Below are 19,491 nucleotides of genomic sequence, written 5' to 3' on the forward strand. Positions count from 1 at the left end.
GCGGCGGATCGACCACGGCGCGCTGCACCGGCGGAACCGACGGCACAACCGGCAACTCCCCCGCCGGACCAACGGCCCGTACCGGCAGATCCGGCACAACGGGCGGCCCGAGCGGCGGATCGACCACGGCGCGCTGCACCGGCGGAACCGACGGCACAACCGGCAACTCCCCCGCCGGACCAACGGCCCGTACCGGCAGATCCGGCACGACAGGCGGCCCGAGGGCCGGATCGGCCACGGCGCGCTGCACGGGCGGAACCGACGGCATGGCGGGTAGCTCCCGCGCCGGGACCACGGCCCGTACCGGCGGGTCCGGCACGACGGGCGGCCCGAGCGGCGGCTCGACCACGGCGCGCTGCACCGGCGGAACCGACGGCACAACCGGCAACTCCCCCGCCGGACCAACGGCCCGTACCGGCGGGTCCGGCACAACGGGCGGCCCGAGCGGCGGATCATCGGGCACGGCGCGCTGTGCGGGTGTCGCGGGCTCGGGCGGGAGGTCCGACTCGGGGCCCCGGGCCGCGGGGTCGGCCGCGCGCTGCACCGGCGTCCGGGCGGGCAGCGGGGCGGCGCCGGGCGGCGCCGACGGCAGCGGGGCACCCAGGCCGAGGCGGCGGGTGGGCGGTTCCGGCGCGACGGGGGCCGGTGGTGCCGGGGACTCCGGCCGGGGCGGGAGCGGGGCCCCCAGGCCCAGCCGTTTCGGCGCGGCAGGCAACGGCGACGGCAACGGATCCGGAGCCGGAGCCGGAGCCGACGGCTCGCCCCCCACCAACGGGCGCTGGACCGGAGGGACATCCGGCGCGGGCGGCTGCGCCTCAAGGCGCTGCACCGGAAGCCGGCGTACGGGGAGGTCCACCGGCGGGGCCACCGTGAGCGCCTCCTCCCGCCGGGCCTCCACGACGGGCAGCGGGGCGGCGGCGGCCGGGGCCTCGGGCGGCGGGGGCGGCGCTTCGGCGGAGCCGCCCGGGAGCTCCGGGGAGGCGGCGGAGCCGCCCCGGGCCGACCGGCGCCGGACCGGAGCCGGCTCACCGTGCACCGTCCCGCCCGGGACCTCCGGCAGCCGGGCCGGCGCCTCGGCGGAGCCGACCGGGAGCCCCGAGGTGGCGGCGGAGGCACCGGAGCCGCCCGGGGGCGCCCAGCGCTGGACCGGAGCCGGCTCCGCGTACACCGTCCCGCCCGGGGCCTCGGGGGTCACGGCATGGCCCAGCGCACCCGTCAGCGACGGGTCGCGCCACGTCGTCAGCCCGGCGCCGAAGCCCTGCGGGTCGGTCAGCAGCGCGGGTGCGCCGAACGTCCCTTGCTGCGGCGGCAGTTGGGGCCACTCCGGCAACCGCGCAGGCGCAGGCGCAGGCGCAGGCGTAGGCGTAGGCGCGGGCGCGGGCGCGGGCGGCTCCGCAGCGTCAACCGCGGGCGCAGGCGCAGCCGACTCCGCGGAACGCCCCCGCAACCGGCTCCGCAACGCGTCGAACACCCGGCTCACCGCCCCCCGGCCAACCGGTTCAGCCGCGCGATCTGGTCCACGTACAGCCGCCGTTCGGCGTGCTCCAGGTCAAGGATGGAATCCATCGGCCAGTGGAAGTGGTAGGCGATGTACGCGACTTCGCCGTACAGCTCGTCCGTCGTCGCGTACGTCACGATTCCCCCAGGCGCCCACCACCCGCGAGGTCGACGGCGAACGCCGTCTCGCACGACGGGCACGTCACCTGCGCCCGCGTGTGGCCCTCCGCGTTGATCCGGCGGTAGAAGTCCTGGAGGAAGGCCAGGTCGGAGGCGAACAGGTCCTCGATCACCCCGGCGTGCACGTCCGTCACCGAGCCGATCCGCTCGACCACCCGCCCCAGCAACACCACCGACAAGTACGCCGGGTTCTCCCGCACCCGGTCGTCCCGCAGCGGTACCAGCTCGTCCCGTGCGGTGGCCAGCCTCATCACGCCCGTGCGGTGCACCTGCCCCGCGCCGTCGACGTACCCGCGCGGCAGCTCGAAGGCGAACTCGGTCCGCATCGACCCGCCGGAGGCCGGTCCGGCCACCGGCGACGGCAGGGCGGCGGCAGCCGCCGCTGCCGCCGAGGAAGCCTCCGCGCCCGCACCCGCACCCGCGCTCGGCGCCATCTGTCGTCGCATCAGCCGATCACGCCACGTCCATGGACTCGTACGTGATGACGAGCTTCTCGGTCAGGACACTGGTGTCGCCCGCCTTCAGCGAGCTGATCTCCAGGCTCTTCGGCCAGGCGTTGACCAGGGTGTACCGCTTGATCGGCTGGCCCTCGTAGTCGAAGACGATGATCGCGCCGCCCTTGCGGGCCGAGCTCATCTTCCCGAACCGCGCGTCCTTGATCCATTTCTCGAAGTTGTTGTCCGCCGTCAGACCGCGCGTCAGTGTGACCTCGCCCGCCTTCGGCCGCCCCGGCAGCTTCTTGATGACGTACTTGCCGTCCGCCGTGTTCTGTTTGAGCTCGATGACGTCCTGTTCCATCTTCAGGCCCGTCACCTCGTTGATCTGCTTGATGACGACCCCGTCGATCTCCAGCCCGAAGGAATGGCCGACCGAGGTGTCCATGTCGGGAAGTGCCATGCTGCTGACTCCCTAGCCGCTGCTATTCGTTGACGAGACTGGTGCCGCCCGAGAACTGGGCCAGCCGGAAGATCACGAACTCGGCGGGCTTCACCGGCGCGATGCCGATCTCGCAGACCACCTGGCCCGCGTCGATCCCCTCGGCCGGATTCGTCTCGCGGTCGCACTTGACGTAGAAGGCCTCGTCGGGTGTCAGCCCGAACAGCGCACCGCGCCGCCACTCGTTGACCAGGAACGCCGAGATGGTCCGCCTGATGCGCGCCCACAGCGCGTCGTCGTTGGGCTCGAAGACCACCCACTGCGTGCCGATGAGGATGGACTCCTCGATGTAGTTGAAGAGCCGGCGCACGTTCAGGTAGCGCCACGACGGGTCGGAGGACAGGGTCCGCGCGCCCCACACCCTGATCCCGCGCCCGGCGAAGGAGCGGATGCAGTTCACCCCGATCGGGTTGAGCAGGTCCTGCTCCCCCTTGGTCAGGTGGACGGCCAGGTCCACCGCCCCGCGCACCACCTCGTTGGCGGGCGCCTTGTGCACGCCCCGGCTCTCGTCGTTGCGCGCCCACACCCCGGCCATGGCTCCGCTCGGCGGGATGAACCGGGACTGGCCGCCCGCCGACGGGTCGGCCACCTTCACCCAGGGGTAGTACAGGGCCGCGTACTTGGAGTCGTATCCGGCGCCCGTCATCCGCCAGTCCTTGACGCGCTGCGGCGACAGGTCGGGCAGGGGGTCGATGATGGCGACCCGGTTCCCCATCAGCTCGCAGTGGGCGATCATCGCGAGCTGGACCGCCTTGACGCCTTCGGCGTCGATCGCGCCCTGCTGGTAGGCGCTCATCACGTCCGGTACGGCGAGCATGGTGATCTCGTCCACCGTCTCCAGCCCGCCGAAGCCGGTCCGGTCGTCCGAACTGCCCACGTACGAGGCCGGGGTGAGCGTCACGGGGACGACGGGCACGGGCGCGGGCGCCGGGGCGACCGCGACCGTCTGGTTCTCCGGCCGGGTCAGGACCTGGGAGGGACCGGCGTCCTCGACGGTGACCAGCCGGGAGCGGTCCCGTACGACGGTGACGACGTAATTGCGGCTGCTGCGCTTGCTGGAGACCTCCCAGGTCTCCTCGGTGCGGTCCCCGCGCTTGATGTTGAGCGTGAACGCGTCCTCGGCCGGGGACTCGCCGCCGACATCGGCGACTTCGACGCTGATGCCCTCGCCGGTGCCCTCCAGCGCGGCCACCTGGAAGCCGCCGAGCGCGGTACGGGCCCCCGCGGGCAGCGCGCCGGGCCTGGACCGCTTGCCGCCGGCCGCCGCGGGCGGGGCGGCGGGCCGGGCCCGGTCACCTTCGCCGCCGTCACCGCCGTCGCCGCCGACCCGTACGACGTAGCAGGTGCCGCCGCCGTTGAGGAAGTACGCGTAGACGGAGTGGGCGAGGTACGCCCCGTCCATGAACTCGCCGAAGGTGGAGGCGAACTGGCTCCAATTCGTCACCAGGGTCGGTGTGTTGTACGGCCCGTCCGCGGCCAGCCCGACGAAGGCGGCGACGGCGGTACCCACACCCTCGATCGGGCGCGAGCCCGCCTCGACCTCTTCGACGTAGACGCCTGGTGACAGGTACGACGGCATCCGGGTCCTCCCCCTGGGGTGTGACGGTCGGTCCCACCCTCCCCCTTGGCCCCGCCCCATGGTCATGACCGGTCGTACGGACCCGGGGGAAACCCGCGCTGCCCCTTCGGGCAGCCCGTCACGGCCGGCGCACCTGCGGATTGGCGATGGCCTCCGCGATCGCCGCCCGGGCGCGGGCGTCGGCCGCGAGCAGCGCCTCCACGACGTCAGGGGGCAGGGGGTCACCCGCGGCCCGGCGGGCGGCGATCCAGTCCGCGACCGAGCGGTTGCCCTTGGAGCCGTTGGCCTCCGCGGTCATGGGCAGGAAGTTCTCCGGCACCTCCAGCAGGACGAAGCGCTGCTCCGCCGGGGAGAGCCGCTGGAACTCGGGCAGCTTCGAGATCTCGCTGCGCGACATGATGTGGTCGGTGGCCCAGTCGCCGGTCGTCATCGGCTGACCGGTCTCGACGTCGATCGGCATGCCGCCCCGGGGTTCCAGCGGCCCGCCCAGAGCGGCCGCGTTCTCCATCGCGGGAGCCCGGCCGGCTTCGCCGGGGGTGGCTGCGTCCACCCGGGCCTTGAGGCTCTCGGTGAGGCCGCTCACGCTGTCCTGCAGCGCTGCGCGGGCCGCCCTCAACTCGCCGCGGATCCGGGAGAGTTCCCTGCCCTCCGGCGAGTTGGGCGGCGGCTCCATGTTGCGGCGGATGCCCCTGCGGTACTGCTCGGGGGTGGGTTCCTGGGAGAGCTGTGCCCGCTCCGCGGCCACGAGGTCCGCCACCTCGGCCTCGTACGTACGGATCCGCTCCTCCGACCCCGCCACGGCGGTCGCTTCGCGCTGGGCCGCCGCCTCGTTGGCCTCCAGCGGCCGGAGCTCCCGCTGCGCCAGGTCCACGGCCTCCTGGGCCTCACGGGCCATCTGCCTGGCGTCCCGGTTGCCCGGGGCTTCGGCGAGGAGCGCCTCGGCCGCCTCCAGATCGGCCCTGGCCTCGGCGAGTTTCGCGCGGGCGGCGTCGGCCCTCTCCGTGGCGCCGGCCAGCGCGGCCTCGGTGTCGGCGATCCGCCTCTCCGCCGCCTCGGTGTTGGCGGTACGGAGCTCGGGCCTCTCCGCCGGAACCTCTGCCGGGCCGGCGGTGTCGGCCGGGGCCGACGGGTCCACGGGGGCCACGTCCGTACCGGCGGGGGCGACCTCCGTACCCGCCGGAGCCACGTCCGTACCGACCGGGGCGACGTCCGTACCCGCCGGAGCCACATCCGTACCGACCTTGGCGACGTCCGTACCCGCCGGAGCCACATCCGTACCGACCTTGGCGACGTCCGTCCCCGCAGGAGCCACATCCGTACCGACCGGGGCGACGTCCGTACCCGCAGGAGCCACATCCGTACCGGCCGGGGCGACGTCCGTACCCGCCGGGGCCACATCCGTACCGGCCGGGGCGACGTCCGTACCCGCCGGAGCCACGTCCGTACCGGCCGGGGCCACATCCGTGCCGGCCGGGGCCGCGCCCGTCCCCGCCCGGGCCACGTCCGTACCCGCAGGGGCCGGATCCGTGCCGACCCGTGGGCCGGAGTCCGGGGTGAGGGGGCCGCCCGTGTCGCGGACCGTGGGGTCCGTGCCCGTGTGGGCGGTATCGCCCGGCGGGGTGCGTTCGGCGCCGCCGCCCACCGGGCGGTCCGCCGTCGTGGTCCCGGCGCCGCCCTCCAGCACCCTCAGCTCCGGCGGCCGGGGCCCTTCGCCCGGGGGCAGCAGCCCGTCCGCGGTCATCTGCCCGGCCTCGGGCGGGAAGCCCGCGTTGTCGTTGGCCGGTATGCCCATGGCGTTGTCGTTGGCCGGCGCCCCGCCCAGGTCCAGCCGCTCGCCGAGGGGCGCGCGCTCAGCCGGCACCGGGCCGGTGTCCACGGCTCCGGGGGCCGCGTCGACCGGCGTCGCCACCGGATCCGTGCCCCGAGCCCCCGGCGCCGAAGGCGCCTCCACGGCAGCCGTCGCCGGATCCGAGACCTGGGCGCCCGGCCCAGGAACGACCTCCGCCGGGGCCACCACCGGATCCGTGACCCGGGTCCCTGACGCCGGGACCGCCTCCACGGGAGCCACCGCCGGATCCGTGACCCGGGTGCCGGAGGCCGGGGCCGCGTCCGCCGGGGCCGTCACCGGATCCGTCGCCCGGCCCGGGGCGGCGGGCACCTCCCCGGGGACCGCCGACGGTTCCGTTACCTGACCCGGCGCCGACGGCGTCACGGCGGGCTCCGTGATCTGAGCGCCCGCGGTGCCGGAGGTGTCCACCGGGGCCGGAGTGCCCGGGGCGGCGGACGTGTCGACGGGTGTCGCCGCCGGATCGGCGACCTGGGCAGGCGCCGCATCGGCCGGCCCCGCCGGGGTGGGCGCCGCGTCGGCCGGCCCCGCCGGGGTGGGGCCGCCGCCCGGGCCCGGTGCGGGGCGCAGCGCGCCGTAGCCCTCCTTCGCCGCGTGCATCACGGCACCCATGGCGAAGCCCATGCCCGCCCCAGAGGCGGTACCGCTCATGCCCGCCCGCAGGATGGCCTCCAGCGGGTCGCCGCCCTTCCAGGTGGCCTCGTTCATCATGGCCGAGGCCATGCCTCCGGGGAGTCCGCCCAGGGCGCCCTCGATCGCCCCCTCCGCGCCCTTCTCCAGGATCCGGCCGAGGGCCCCGCTCTCCGCCGCCTGCACCAGGGCCACCGCCAGCGGGGAGGTCGCCGCCGCCTTGATCGCCCTGATGGCCGCCTCGCCCATGCCGGCCGTGGCCACCGCCACCCCCGCGCCCACGAGGGCCTGCCCGAGGTCGGCGCCGAACTCCTCCAGACCGTACGCACCGCCCCTGCCGAGCGCGTGCACGGCGATCGTGGCCACCCCGCTGGCCAGCGCCCCGTACAGGGCGACGACCGCCGGCGCCGCGGTGCCCGCCGTGGCGACGGAGACGACGATGCCCACCACCGTCGCCGCCACCGTCGCCGCCGTGTCGGTGGCGCTGTCGACCGCCGCCCGGTGGGCGTCGATCTCCTCGTCGCCGTACCCGGCCCACCGCCTGAACCGGTCCAGCGCCGCCTGCGTCCGCGGGTCGTCCGCCCCGAACTGCCCCACCAGCCGGCGGTACTCCTCGTACGCGCCCTGCGCCTCGTCCGCCGTATCGCCCAGCACCTGCGCCTCGTCCCCGGCGAAGAGCGCGCCGAGCACGCCGGTGCCGTCCCCGAGCTCCCACTCGCGGCGCGCCCGCAGGTACGCGGCCATCTCCTCGGGCGTGCTGGTGCCTTCGAGCATCGCCTGGGTGTCGGCCCAGTCGCGGCCGCCGAGATCGCCCTCCAGGTCGTCCAGCAGCGGCCGGCCCGTCAACCGCTGGTAGTCCGCGGAGATCCGTGCGATCTCCTCGCGGGACTTGCCCCGCAGGGTCCGCCGGATGGCCTCCTCGTCGGTCCCTTCGCCGGCCACCGCGTAGTGCAGTTCCTGGGCGTCGGTCAGCCGTCCGCCCTGGGCGATCAGGTCCCGCGCCTGTTCCTGCGCGTAGCCGGACAGCTCCCATGCCACGAGCACGTCGAAGGAACCGGTGCCGCCGCCCGAGGAGGCGTCGTAACGGCTCTCCAGCGCGGCCAGGTTCCGCTGCGCCCGGGCTTCGATCTCCCCCTCGGCCTCGCCGCGGATGCGTTCGGCGGCGGCCGTGCGCTGCTCGGGGGTGAGCGACGGGTCCCGCATCACCTCGCGGATCCTGACCTGGGTGTCCCGGTTGACCTCCGCCGCGGCGCGCTCGTGCTGGCGGCGCAGCACGCTGTTGACGCGGTCGTCGTCCGTGTACATGGACTCGTGCTCCTGCTGGATGGCGGCCGCGTCCATCGCCGTCCGGTCGCCCGCCTGTTCGGCCAGCGCCATGTTCAGCTCGCCGCCCTCCAGGTCGTCGCGCAGATCGGCCTCCAGGGCGCCGGCCCCGCCGCCGGTCTGGGTTCCGTACCGCTCGGCGACCAGGTTGTTGCGGCGGCGGATCTCGGCCTCCACCTCGGCCGTTGACATGCCCTCCCGGGCCGCCCGGGCCTCGACCTCGGCGCGGATCCGGTCGTACGTGGCGTGCAGTGCGGCCTCGTCGGTGCCCAGGCCCTGGACCGCCTCGGCGAGGGCGTAGGCGTCGGCGGCCTCGGTGTCGCCGGTCAGCAGCGCCTGCGCCTGGCCCGCCTCGTTGCCGCTGAGGTCCCCCTCCAGGTCCGCCTGGAGGTCCACGCCGTACCGCTCGCGGTAGGCGCGCATGATGGCCTCGCGCTCCAGCTGCGACTTCCCGCGCAGCGTCTGCATGATGACCTCGGTGTCCGTGCCGAGGCCGTCGACGGCGCCGTGCAGTGCCGCGACGGCGCCGCCCACCTGATCGCCCGCGAGCAGCGCTTCGGCCTGGGCGATGGTGTCCTCGGACTCGTCGTCGAGGTCGCCCCGCAGGTCCTCGTCCAGGTCCGAGCCGTTGGTCACCACCGGATAGGCCTTGCGGATGGCGGCGATCTGGATCGGGGTGCGGCCCTGGAGCGCCGCGAACAGCCTGGTCCTGTCGGTACCCATGCCGCGGACCGAGTCGTTGATCTGGTGGGCCACCGCGCGCGGGTTGAAGCCGGGGGTCTGTGCGGCCCCGAGCAGCCCGAGGTTCTCCCAGTCCAGGGTGGCGATCGCCCGCTCCTCCAGGGTCCTGGCCATCTCCGGGGTACGGGTGTTCTTCAGCCGGTCGACGAGCAGCCGGGCCACGGCCGTGATGGGGTTGCCGCCGCCGGAGTTCAGGAACGCGAGGGCGATGGCCCGCTGTTCGCCGGAGAGCCGGGCCAGTTCCGCCTCGACCGCCGCTTGGCCCTGGGTCTGCTGGGCGTCGCGCAGCCGGGTCAGCAGGGCGAAGTCCCCGGCGATGGCGTCCCGGTTCTGGGCGTCGACCTGGCGCTGCCAGGCCGCCGTGTCGGTCTTGGCCTGCTCACCCCAGTCCCGGAAGCCGTCCAGCAGCCGGTCCCACCAACTGCGCTGGGTGCCGGACTGGTTGGCCGCCCATTCGCGGATCCGTTCGCGCGCGCCGTCACGGGAGCCCTGGAGGGTGGTGGTCAGCCGTTCCACCTCGGCGGTGTTGTCCCGCTTGAGGTGGTCGAGGGTGACGTCCACCTGCTCGGCCTGCCGCGCCGCCCAGTCCAGTGCCCGGCGGCCCTCGACCCGGCCCTCGTCCTCCGTCCGGCCGTCGCGGACGAAGTCCCGGCGGATGCGGTCGGCCGCGGCCCGGGCCTGCTGCTGGTAGGCGGTCTTCTGCTGCTGGGCCACCCGGTCCAGTTCGGACTCCCGGGCGCGGCCCGCGGACTGGTAGGCGGCCGACCCCGCCGACAGGGCGGAGTCGACGGCGCCGAGGTAGCCGTCCCGGCTGCGCTCGATGGCCGCCTCGTCCGGTGCGCCCTCGGCGGCCCGGGCCCGCTGGTCCACCCCGGCGTCGGCCGCCTGCCGGGCTCCGTCGATCAGCGCGGCCTGTTCGGCCCCGGCCTGCTGGAGCCGGGCGGTCTCCGCGGTGGACGCGGACTCCAGGGCCGCCGCGGAGCTCTGCGCCTGCTGGGTCGCGGTCGCCTCGTGGGTGGCCACCCCGCCGGCGAGCGTGCCGGCGGCCAGCCCGGCCGCGGAGACGACTCCGTCGAGCTCGGCCGTGATCGACTGCTCCTGGTCGGCCTTGAGCGCGTCCACGAGGGGGGTCAGTGCGGACACCGACCCCCGGGGGTCGAGCCGGCTCTTGGCCGCGTCGGCGAACTCCTGGGCGTACTGGGCCGTATGGGACCTGACCTCGGCGACCACGGCGCCGATCTGTTCGGCCTGGGCCGCCGGCGGGGGTTCGAGGGAGGCGGCTCCCGGATCGTGCAGGGTCACCGCCTGGCCCGCTCCCGCGCCGGCGGTGGGCGGGGTCGCGGCGGCCACCTCGCCGGACACCCGGTCCGCGCGCGGATCGGCGGGCACCGCGCCCGGCTCGACCGGGCCGCCGGGGGGCCGTTCGGTGGGCATGGGCTGCGGCGGTACGGCCGTGGGCCCGGCGGCGCCGCCGGGGCCCGGCGCGTGGCTGCCGCCGCCGAAGGCGGGCATGGGGGTCATCCCGGGGAACGTCTGGTCCCGCAGCCGGGTCGCACCCTGCTCCCGGACCCCGCGCACCACGTCCTCCGGGACGTGGGTGTCGAGGGTCGCCTGCCGTTCGGGCTCGGCGGGCGGCGGGGCGACGCGGGCCTGCGCCTGCGCGGCGTAGTCGGGCCGGGCGGCCTGCCGCTCCGCGTCGAGCGATGCCGCCTGGCCGGTCAGCGCGGCCGCGGCCGCGCCGGGCTCCAGCTGCGGCGCGGCGATGCCTCCGGCGGCTGCCGACACGGCGCTGGTCCACTGCCCGAGCGGATCTCCCCCGGCCGCGCGGGCGGCGGGCCCGGCCGGTGCCGGTGCCGCCTGACCGGGCCCTGCCGAGCCGGGCCGCGCACCGCCCGCGGGAGCCGCACCATGCGCTACGCCGGCTGCGGATGCGGGGGCGTGCGGCACCCCGCCCGCGGCCGCACCCCCACGCCGCCCCCCGCCGCCGCCCACTCCGGGGGCGGACTCGCGCGCCGCCGGTCCGGCCGCACCATGGGCAGCCTGCCCCGCCCCGGCGCCGGCCACCGCCGACTGCGGGCCCACCCCGGGGGCGGACTCGCGCGCCGCCGGGGCGGACTGCCCCGCCCCGCTCAGGTCGGCACCCCGCGCCGCGCCACCCGCCACCGGCACACCGACCGCCCCCGCGTCAGCCACCCGCGCCGCCGAACCCGCGCCCCCACCGCCGTCCCCGCCCCGCGCCGCATCAGCCGCCCGCGCACCCACCGACCCCGCGGCAGCCACCCGCGCCGCCGAACCCGGCCCGCTCACCCCGGCCGCGCCCTGCGACGACTCCGCCGCCACCGGCGCACCGGCCGAACCCGTGGAGGGCACGCCACCGGCGGCGTCCGCGGGCTGCGGGCCCGCCCGGCCGGACACCGCCTTGTCCGCCGCCGCGACGGCCTCCCGCTCGTGGTGGTCGTCCGGGTCGCTCAGTTGCAGGCCGCCGGCCGTCGGCGTGCCCGCCACCGGGCCGCTGCGCTGCTGGACGACGTGCGTGAGCTCGTGGGCCAGGGTCGTCGCACCGTCCGTGGACCCCGGGTCGAACGCCCCTTCCTGGAACACGAGATGACTGCCCGAGGTGTACGCGCGGGCGCCCATCGCGCGGGCCGACTCGTCCGCCGCCGTGTCCGTGTGCACCCGTACGTCCGAGAAGTCGTGGCCCAGCCGGGCCTCCATCTCCTCCCGTACCGGCTCCTCCAGCGGGCTGCCCTCCGACGCGGTGACATCCCGTACCGTCCGGGCCGAGTCCTCCGCCGTCTGCACCTCCTGGCGACGGGCGAGCAGCGCGGTCACCGCGGAGTTGCCGACCGTCTGCTGGAGGCCCAGCAGGTCCTCCGGTGTCAGCGCCTCCGGGCGGTCCAGCGCGAGCGGGGCCGGCGTCGTGCCCGCCGCGTGCGCCGCGGCGGGGTCGGGGGACGGACCCCCGTGGCCGCGTCCGTCCCCGCTCCGGTCGCGCATCACGCCTCCCCCGCCCTCACCGCGCGAGCCGCAGGTACGGCCCGAACTCGCTCTCCAGGCACAGCCGTCCAAGCTTGCGGTACTCGCGGGCCACCGCCGCCACCAGGTCGGCCATGGTGACCGGGCGGTCCGCCTCGGCCGCGAGGTAGGCCGCCGTCACGGCCGCCGAGCGGATGTCACCGCCGGCCAGCTCGAAGGACTTGGCGCAGAAGGGCAGGTCGAGGTCGTCGCCGCGCGGGAGGCGGGGGCCCAGGCAGCGGTCCCACAGGGCGAGCCGCTGCTCGGCGTCCGGCAGCGGGAAGTCGACGACCAGGTCGAGGCGCCGCGTGAAGGCCTCGTCCAGGTTGGCCCGCAGGTTCGTCGCCAGGACGGCCAGCCCGTCGAACGACTCCATGCGCTGAAGGAGGTACGCGCTCTCCACGTTGGCGTAGCGGTCGTGCGCGTCCTTGACCTCGGACCGCTTGCCGAAGACGGCGTCCGCCTCGTCGAAGAGCAGCACGCCGTTGACTCCGGCCGCCTCGGTGAAGATCCGTTCCAGGTTCTTCTCCGTCTCGCCGACGTACTTGTCGACCACCGTCGCGAGGTCCACCGTGTACAGGTCCAGGCCCAGTTCGCCCGCGATGACCTCGGCCGACATCGTCTTGCCGGTGCCCGAGTCCCCCGCGAACAGGGCCATCACGCCGCGTCCCCGGCCCCCGCCCGGCCGCATCGCCCAGTCCCCGAGCACCCGGTCCCGGTGCCGGGCGCGGGCCGCGAGCTCGCGCAGCTGCCCCAGTACGGGCGGCGGCAGCACCAGGTCCGGCCAGCCCACGCCCGGTTGGATGCGGCGGGCCAGGCGTTCCAGTCCGGAGGTGCTCTGGGCCCGGGCCCCGTGCAGCAGTTCCGCCTCGCCGGGGGCCGTGCCGTCCAGCGCGCCGTCCAGCGCGCCGCCGGGCGTGCCCGCCAGCGCCGCCTGCTGCCGGGCGGTGGCCACCGCCCGCCGCATCTGCTCCGGGCTCAGTACGAAGGCCGCCAGCGCCGGGCCGGGCGGGGCGCCCAGTACCGAGGTCCACAGGGCGGCCCGCGCGGCGGCCCCGAGCCGCTCGGCCTCCACCAGCAGCGGCGCCCGGTCCGACCACTGGGGGTTCCAGCCCGCCTGCCCGGACAGCACCACCGGTACGGGCAACGCGGCCAGCGCGCGCAGCAGTTCGGGGCGCTGCGCCAGGGCATCCACCGGGGCCGCGATCAGCCCGGCGCCCGCCAGCGCGGCCTCGCGCCCGGCCGCCCGTACGAGCGGTACGGGCTCGGCCTGCCGTTCCAGGCGGGCCAGGTCCAGTACGAGCGCCCCGCGCCCGGCGCCGGCGAGCGCGCCGGCGGCCAGTTCCGCCGCCGCCCCGCCCGGGGGCTCGCGTACGTACACCGGCGAGATCCCGGCCAGCAGCGCGCCCGCCAGCCGCGCGGCCGAATCCTCGTCCGGGCCGGGGCCGCCCGGCGCCGGGCGCAGCAGGTCCACCAGCTCGGGGGCGATGGCGTCGCCGCCGAGGAGGTGGGCGGCGACCCGGTCGGGGACGCGTAGCGACCGCCCGAGGAAGGGCCGTTCGGGCTCCTCGACCAGCAGCAGCCCCCGGGCCGCGAGCGGGCCGTCCGCCGACAGCCTGGCCCGCGCCGCCGCCGAGGCGGCCGGGACCGCGCACAGCCCGAGCGCGAGTCCGATGCTCGGCCGGCGTCGCGTCACGTCGTCGTTGAGGTAGCCGTAGAGCTGCTCGAAGCGCCGGTCGACGTCGGGCGCCAGCGCGATCAGCAGCAGCTCGACGTCGAGCGCCTGGAGCCCGAAGTCCCTCTGCAGCAGCTCCAGTCGGGAGCTTCCGTCGCCGGTGGCGGGTGCGGCCACAGGGTCGGGCCACGGCACCTGGTCGGGTGCGTCGAGGAGCCTGCGCACGGCCGCGTCGGACAGGTACAGCCCGCGGAACGGGTCGTCCGCGTCCGGGTCCGTCCCGCGGCGCGCCTCGACGGCCGAGCGTACGCGGGCCTCGACGGCGGCCAGCCGGGCCAGCAGGTAGTCCATCAGGCGTCGCCCCGGCGGCGCGCGCGGGCCGCACGCGGGCCGGGCACCCGGGGCCGCCGCCCCGGCTCCGCCGGCCCGGAAGGCTCCGCCGGGTCCGGCACGTCGGACGCGTCCGGGGCCTCCGACAGGTCCGGCGCGTCCGGGGCCTCCGACAGGTCGGACAGGCCGACCACGAGACCCTCCTCGACCGGGGGCCCGGCCTCGTACTGCGGTGCCGTCGCCACGGGGGCGCTGACCACCACGTCGAGCGAGGGCTTCAACTCCCCGCCCAGCGCGCTCCACACGTCCGTGAACGCCTTGTCCTCCGGCGGCGGCAGTGCGATCGACAGCGGCACCGGCAGTCCGGTGACGCCGAGTTCGGGGCCCAGCCGGCCGGCCGGCAGTGCCTCGTGCCGCAGGAAGCAGGCCAACAGCGAGGACAGCAACCGGTGTTCGTCCTCGGGGCGCTGGGTCCAGGCGCTGATCAGGTAGGACAGTTTGAAGTACCGGGGCGGCAGGGTCCGGGCCGTCACCCGGCCCTGTTCGTCGTACACGTTGCGCCGCCCGCGCGAGCGCCGGCCGAGGTCCTCCCGGATGTCGTACAGGTAGAGGTTGACGGTGGGCGTGTTCCGCCGGGCGGCCCAGTCCCGGGTGGGGGCCTCGAAGACCACCTCAACGCCGGCTCCCCCGCCCAGCGCCTCGGCACGTACCAACTCCCGCAACGCGTCGTCCACTTCATGGATCACGGCGGATCACCTGCGCCACTGGAAGTTGTCGGGCTGGAGCACCCCGGGCACCACCAGGTAGGGGGCCGACACCTCGGAGAAGAGCGGACGGTCGGTGTCCGCCTGCGCCGCCGCCAGGTTCCGCTCGCCGAGCGTGTCCTGTACGAGGACCAGCACCGGGGCGGAGAAGGTCCCGTCGGCCCCCACCACCACGGGCGCGGAGGCGACCGTCACCCCCCGGCTCCAGCGCAGGTCCACCGTCACGCCCGGCGGGAACTGGCTGCCGCGCGCCTGGGGCACCGAACCGGGCGGCCCGAGCGGCGGGCTGAGCTCCAGCGCCGGCTGCCGTACGGTCACCTGCGCGGCGGCCGTGTTGTTGCCCGGGACGGCGTCCGAGCCGGTGGTCGTGACCGAGGCGGTGATCGCCCCGGTCAGCGCCGGGCCCGCGGCGAGTTCCAGTTGGACGGTCGTCCGCTCCCCGGGCCCGAGGTCCGCCACCGGGCAGCCGGCGGCGCTCGCGCAGCCCGGCCGGGACACCGAGGAGAGGCCCAGGCCCGGCGGCACCGTGAGGGTGAGGGTCAGCCCGGTCGCCGGCACGGCCCCGGGGTTGGAGACCACCACCTCGGCGGTGATCCGGCCGCCCGTGTACGCGGTGCGCGGCGCGGCGGTCACGGACACCGACGGGTCCGCGAGGCGCACCTGGGGCGGCGGCGGGGCCTCCTCCACGACCAGCGGGGCGGAGGCGGTGTTGTTGGTGGGGTTGCTGTCCTCCCCGGCCGTGACGGCGGTGCCGGTGGCGTTGCCGCTGAGGGGGGTCGCAGAGCCGACCACGCGGGTCACGGTCACCGAGGCGCCCGGGGCCAGGTCGCCCAGTGCGCAGCCCGCGGCCGGGCAGGGCGGGGTGGCGGAGACCACGGTCATGCCGGCCGGCAGCACCGTGGTCAGCAGCACGCTCTTGGCGGGGGCGTCACCGAGGTTGGTCACCTTGTAGACGACGGTGGACTGCTCTCCCGTCCTGAAGTGGTCGGGGGTGGCCGTGACGGTGACCGCGGCGTCGGGGCGGCGCGGGTCGACGAAGGTCAGGTCCACCGCCGCCCGGTCGTTGTCCGGGTTGCCGTCGGCGCCGCCCCGGGTGGTGGTGACGGCCTTGCCCTCGACGGTCCCGGAGAGGCCCTCGGGCGAGGTGTACTCCCAGGTGAGCGTCTTCTCGCCGCCCGGTTCGAGGGAGCCGAGCGCGCAGCCCCCGGCCGGGCAGGCGGTGCCGGTGAGCAGGGTCAGCCCGGGCGGCAGGGTCAGTTTCAGGAGCACGTCCTCCGCGACGGCGGTTCCGGCGTTGCGGACGGTGAACTCGACCTTCGTCCGCTCGTTGATCTTCAGTACGGGCGGTGTCGCGGTCGCGGTCACGGCGAGGTCGGGGACGACGACGGTGACCACGGACGCGGCCTGGTTGTCGGCGGGCCGGTGGTCGGGCAGCCCTGTCTCGGCCGCGGCGCGGGCCTCGTGGGCCCCCAGTGCGGCTCCCTTGACCGGCAGTTCGACCCGGGTGGCGGCACCGGCGGGCAGTACGCCGAGGTCACAGGCCAACTGGACCGTGCAGCTGCCCTGTTGGGGGACGGGCGGGCCGGCGGCCTGGAGGCCCGGCGGCAGGGTGAAGCGCACCTTGGTGGCGGGCGAGGGGGCGATCCCGTCGTTGCGCAGGGTCAGGACCAGTTTTCCGGTGGCTCCGAGCAGCAGCGTGGGCTCGGTGGCCGTCAGCGTGACGTGCAGGTCGGCGCTCGGCTCCCAGGCGGGCTGCGACTGGCCGGCTCCCGTGGTGCCGGGGAACAGCTCCGTGTGGTCGTCCTCGCCGCCGTCGTTGTCGGGGTCGATGACCAGGATGCGGCGGTCGGTCTGCCGGGCGCCGGTCCTGCGTACGTCCACGGCCAGCCGGTGCCCGCCGGGCGAGTACGCCGGGTTGTCCGGCTCCTGGTATCCGAACCCCTCGGGCGGGTCGGGGATCTTGTCCGCGCAGCCGGGCTGACGGGGCACGATCGCCCGGCAGTTGCTGCCGTCCGGGGCGGCCAGCAGCACGATGCTCGGCTCGCCCGTCACGGTCCGGGTCACCGCGTTCACGGCGGGGGCGGGGCCGGGGGCGCCGTCTGCGGACCGGACGGCTCCGACGGTGTTGTTGACGTAGTGCTCCTGCCGGACGAAGGCCAGCGCACCGCCGCGCGGATCGTAGACGGGGCGCTGGTCGATCACCGAGCAGGCCGCGCCGCACTGCGCGCCGGTCACGTCGAACTGGCCTTTGCCGTCGCTCGCGTTGGCGGTCCAGATGTGCCGGTCCGCGTACCAGCGGGGCGGCCCCGGGGCGGCCGCCGCGGCGGGCCGGGCGGCCGAGAGGTGCGGGTCGGTCGGCTGGGGGACGCACTCGCTCCAGCGGGAGAAGGCCAGCTTGGTGCCGTCCGGGGACCAGCTCGGCTCGCGGTCGTCCGAGCCGCAGTCGTCACCGGTCTGGCTGCGCGGCCGCACGGTGGTCAGGAGCTTCCAGTCCGCGGGCCGTCCCGAGACGTCGACGACGGCGATCTCGGTCCGGGGGGTGGGGTTGGCCTCGGTGGCGGCGGGCTGGCGGGCGAAGGCCAGCCGGGTGCCGTCCGGGGACCAGGCGGGCCGGGTCTGCGTCTCGTACGCGTCCATGCCCTGGTACGTCAGCGGCTGTGCGCCCGCGAGCGCCTCCGGCTCCCCGATCATGATCTGTACGTCGCTCCCGTCGGCCGCGGCCACCTTCCCGCCCGCCGCCTTCCCGCCCGCCGCCGCGCCCTTGGCCGCCGGGCCCTTCGCGGCCGTCCCCGGCACCGCCGTCAGCGATGCGCCGCCCAGTACCCGTACGAAGGCCAGTCGGCGCGCGTCGGGCGCGTAAGCCGGGTCCGCGAGGTAGTACTCCTCCCCCAGCACGGACCGCAGGAGCACGCGGTCGAGCGGCAGCCCGGCCCGCTGGCGCTCGATGCCGATCCGCTCCCAGTCCTCGCCGGCCACCAGCGGCTGCGGGTTCGCCGCGGGCGCGGTGTACCAGCCGACGTTGTGCGTATCCAGCGGTACGACGCCCTCGGGGTCGTACAGAGGTGTGCCCGGGCAGCCGGCGCACGGCGCGGCGGGATCGACGAGGTAGGGCTGGCCGACCAGCGCGAGAAGCCGCCCGGCGTCCGGCCGCCAGGCGAGGTCGAGCCGCTCCTCGCCGCCGCCCGCCTCCGCCCGGGCCAGGGCCGTTTGGGGGATCTGCCCGCGCCCGCCGGCCGGCACGGTGACCACGCCGTACGCGGTGACGCCGTCGTTGCCGTACGGGGTGAGGTAGGCGATGCGGTCCTTGCCGCCGGGCTCCCACACGGGTCGCAGGGCGCTCACCCCGGCGGGCGAGACCCGTACGGCGGGACCGCCCGCCACCGGGGCGCGCAGGGCCGCGTCGCCGCGCGAGTACACCAGTTCGGTGCCGTCGGGCGACCAGTCGGGGTCCTCGGCGCCCTCGGCGACCTGCCGCAGTCCGGTGCCGTCCGTGCGGACGACCCACACGCCGATGGGGACCTCGCCGCGCCCCTCGCGGTCGTCGCAGCGGTAGCGGGTGGCGGGCTTGCTGTCACCGGGGTCGTTCTCCCAGGCCGTGAACGCGATCCACTGCCGGTCCGGGGAGAGCACGGGGTTCGCGATCCGCAGGCCCGGCTGCCAGAACACCCGTACGGCGGGCCCGTTGCCGGTCCGCCGGTAGAGTCCCTCGCCCTGGCCGCTGCGGTCGCTGACCCACACCAGGTCGTCGCCGCGGGCGGCGGGCTGGCAGTCGTTGCCCGCCGTGCCGACGGGCAGCAGCCGGGCCAGCTCGCCCCGGGGGCCGACCGTGTCGATGCGGTGGCGCAGGCCTTCGGCGATGTACGCGATCCGCCCGGGGTCCGCGGCGTCCGCCGGTGCGGCCAGGGGCGCGGCGGGCGCGCGGGCAGGCGCCATCGGGGGCACGACCCCCATCAGCGCCATGGCCGCCACCAGCACCATGGACCGCCCGAACCTGAAGCCACCTCGTCGCCCTGCTCGTCGCACGCGCGTCTCCCGGACGTTTCCCCCGCACGCCCCGGGGCGGGCCGACGGCATCCGGATAGCCCTCCTCGCGGCAACCGTGACCCGTGGGGTGCCCCGCCCGTAGCCCAGGGCGGGGCACCGTTGCGGGTAACTCCCGGTGCCCTAACGGGCATTCACCGCCGCTTCGGGGTGCTCAGATGAACCCCTGGCGCATCGCGTAGGCCACCGCGTGCGACCGGTTGCGCAACTGCAACCGGGTGGTCACGTCGTGCAGGATGTTCTTCACCGTCCGCTCCGAGAAGGCCAGGGTCCGGGCGATCTCCGCCGTGTCACTGCCCTCGGCGACCAGGCGCAGCACGTCCACCTCCCGGGGTGCGAGCCCGGTGAAGGCCAGTCCGCGCGGATCGAGCACCTGCCGCTGGAGCCGCCCCACCTGGTCGAGCAGCCGCCCCAGCAGGTCGGCCGGTACGCTCCCCTCCCCCCGCGAGGCCGCCGTGATCACCTGGACGAGGCGCTCGCCCGAGGCCTCGGAGCGCCGCACCACCCCGACGACCCCGCACTCCACGGCGGCCACCAGCCCGGCGTCGTCGATCTCCGTGACCACGAGCACGATCCGGGCCTCGCCGGGGCCGCCGGCGGCCCCGTCGGGTGCGCCGCGCTGGGCGCGCCGCAGCGTCTGCGTCTCGTTCTCCCCGACCCGGTCCGCGGCCACCACGGCCACGCACGAGGGTCCGTACGGTTCCTCGTCCCCCAGCAGCCGCACCTCCGGGCAGTTGCGCAACTGCCCGGCGAGGCCCGCCCGGGAAATCGGGTCCTGGGCCGTCAGCCGTACCGGAATCCGCTCGGCTCCGCTCTCCCCTTGATAGCGCATCGCACAATCCCCCCTGCTCGACGCCCCCGCGTCCCGCGAGAGCCCCACCTCCTGCGTGGACCCAGTGAACACCCGGGCAGTCAGCGGGAACTCCACGCGGAC

General features: G+C 76.1%; 10 protein-coding genes. All 10 read right to left on the reverse strand.

Features of this window, described 5'->3' with window-relative positions:
* The coding region (locus AB0M99_RS27925; RefSeq protein WP_365925115.1) for a hypothetical protein at window positions 1–1,330 on the reverse strand (1,330 nt) is incomplete at its 3' end.
* A 146-nt stretch (window positions 1,331–1,476) separates the two neighbouring features.
* The gene (locus AB0M99_RS27930) at window positions 1,477–1,635 is read right to left on the reverse strand and encodes a DUF6760 family protein (RefSeq protein WP_365925117.1); all 159 of its coding nucleotides are present in this window, start codon (window positions 1,633–1,635) and stop codon (window positions 1,477–1,479) included.
* On the reverse strand, window positions 1,632–2,123 hold the full coding sequence (locus AB0M99_RS27935) for a hypothetical protein (protein ID WP_365925118.1): 492 nt from the start codon (window positions 2,121–2,123) through the stop codon (window positions 1,632–1,634). Before AB0M99_RS27935 ends, AB0M99_RS27930 begins: the two co-directional genes overlap by 4 nt.
* Before the next feature lie 7 nt (window positions 2,124–2,130).
* Window positions 2,131–2,574, reverse strand: a complete 444-nt coding sequence (locus AB0M99_RS27940) for a phage tail protein (protein ID WP_365925120.1) — start codon at window positions 2,572–2,574, stop codon at window positions 2,131–2,133.
* 22 nt (window positions 2,575–2,596) lie between these two features.
* A complete protein-coding gene (locus AB0M99_RS27945) occupies window positions 2,597–4,192 on the reverse strand; it encodes a phage tail sheath subtilisin-like domain-containing protein (RefSeq protein WP_365925122.1) in 1,596 nt (531 codons plus the stop codon).
* Between the two features lie 118 nt (window positions 4,193–4,310).
* Window positions 4,311–11,729, reverse strand: coding sequence for a DUF4157 domain-containing protein (locus AB0M99_RS27950; RefSeq protein WP_365925124.1), 7,419 nt, complete (start codon window positions 11,727–11,729; stop codon window positions 4,311–4,313).
* Between the two features lie 16 nt (window positions 11,730–11,745).
* On the reverse strand, window positions 11,746–13,773 hold the full coding sequence (locus tag AB0M99_RS27955) for an ATP-binding protein (protein ID WP_365925126.1): 2,028 nt from the start codon (window positions 13,771–13,773) through the stop codon (window positions 11,746–11,748).
* Window positions 13,773–14,498: a DUF4255 domain-containing protein gene (locus tag AB0M99_RS27960; RefSeq protein WP_365925128.1), complete on the reverse strand. Its 726-nt coding sequence runs from the start codon at window positions 14,496–14,498 to the stop codon at window positions 13,773–13,775. The genes AB0M99_RS27955 and AB0M99_RS27960 overlap by 1 nt, the downstream gene beginning before the upstream one ends.
* Before the next feature lie 6 nt (window positions 14,499–14,504).
* Window positions 14,505–18,494, reverse strand: a complete 3,990-nt coding sequence (locus AB0M99_RS27965; RefSeq protein WP_365925130.1) for a hypothetical protein — start codon at window positions 18,492–18,494, stop codon at window positions 14,505–14,507.
* Window positions 18,495–18,711: 217 nt separating this feature from the next.
* Complete coding sequence (locus tag AB0M99_RS27970; protein WP_365925132.1) at window positions 18,712–19,389, reverse strand: response regulator transcription factor; 678 nt, start codon at window positions 19,387–19,389, stop codon at window positions 18,712–18,714.
* Between the last annotated feature and the right edge of the window lie 102 nt (window positions 19,390–19,491).

Source organism: Streptomyces sp. NPDC051183 (assembly GCF_040682455.1).
Classification (GTDB): Bacteria; Actinomycetota; Actinomycetes; order Streptomycetales; family Streptomycetaceae; genus Streptomyces.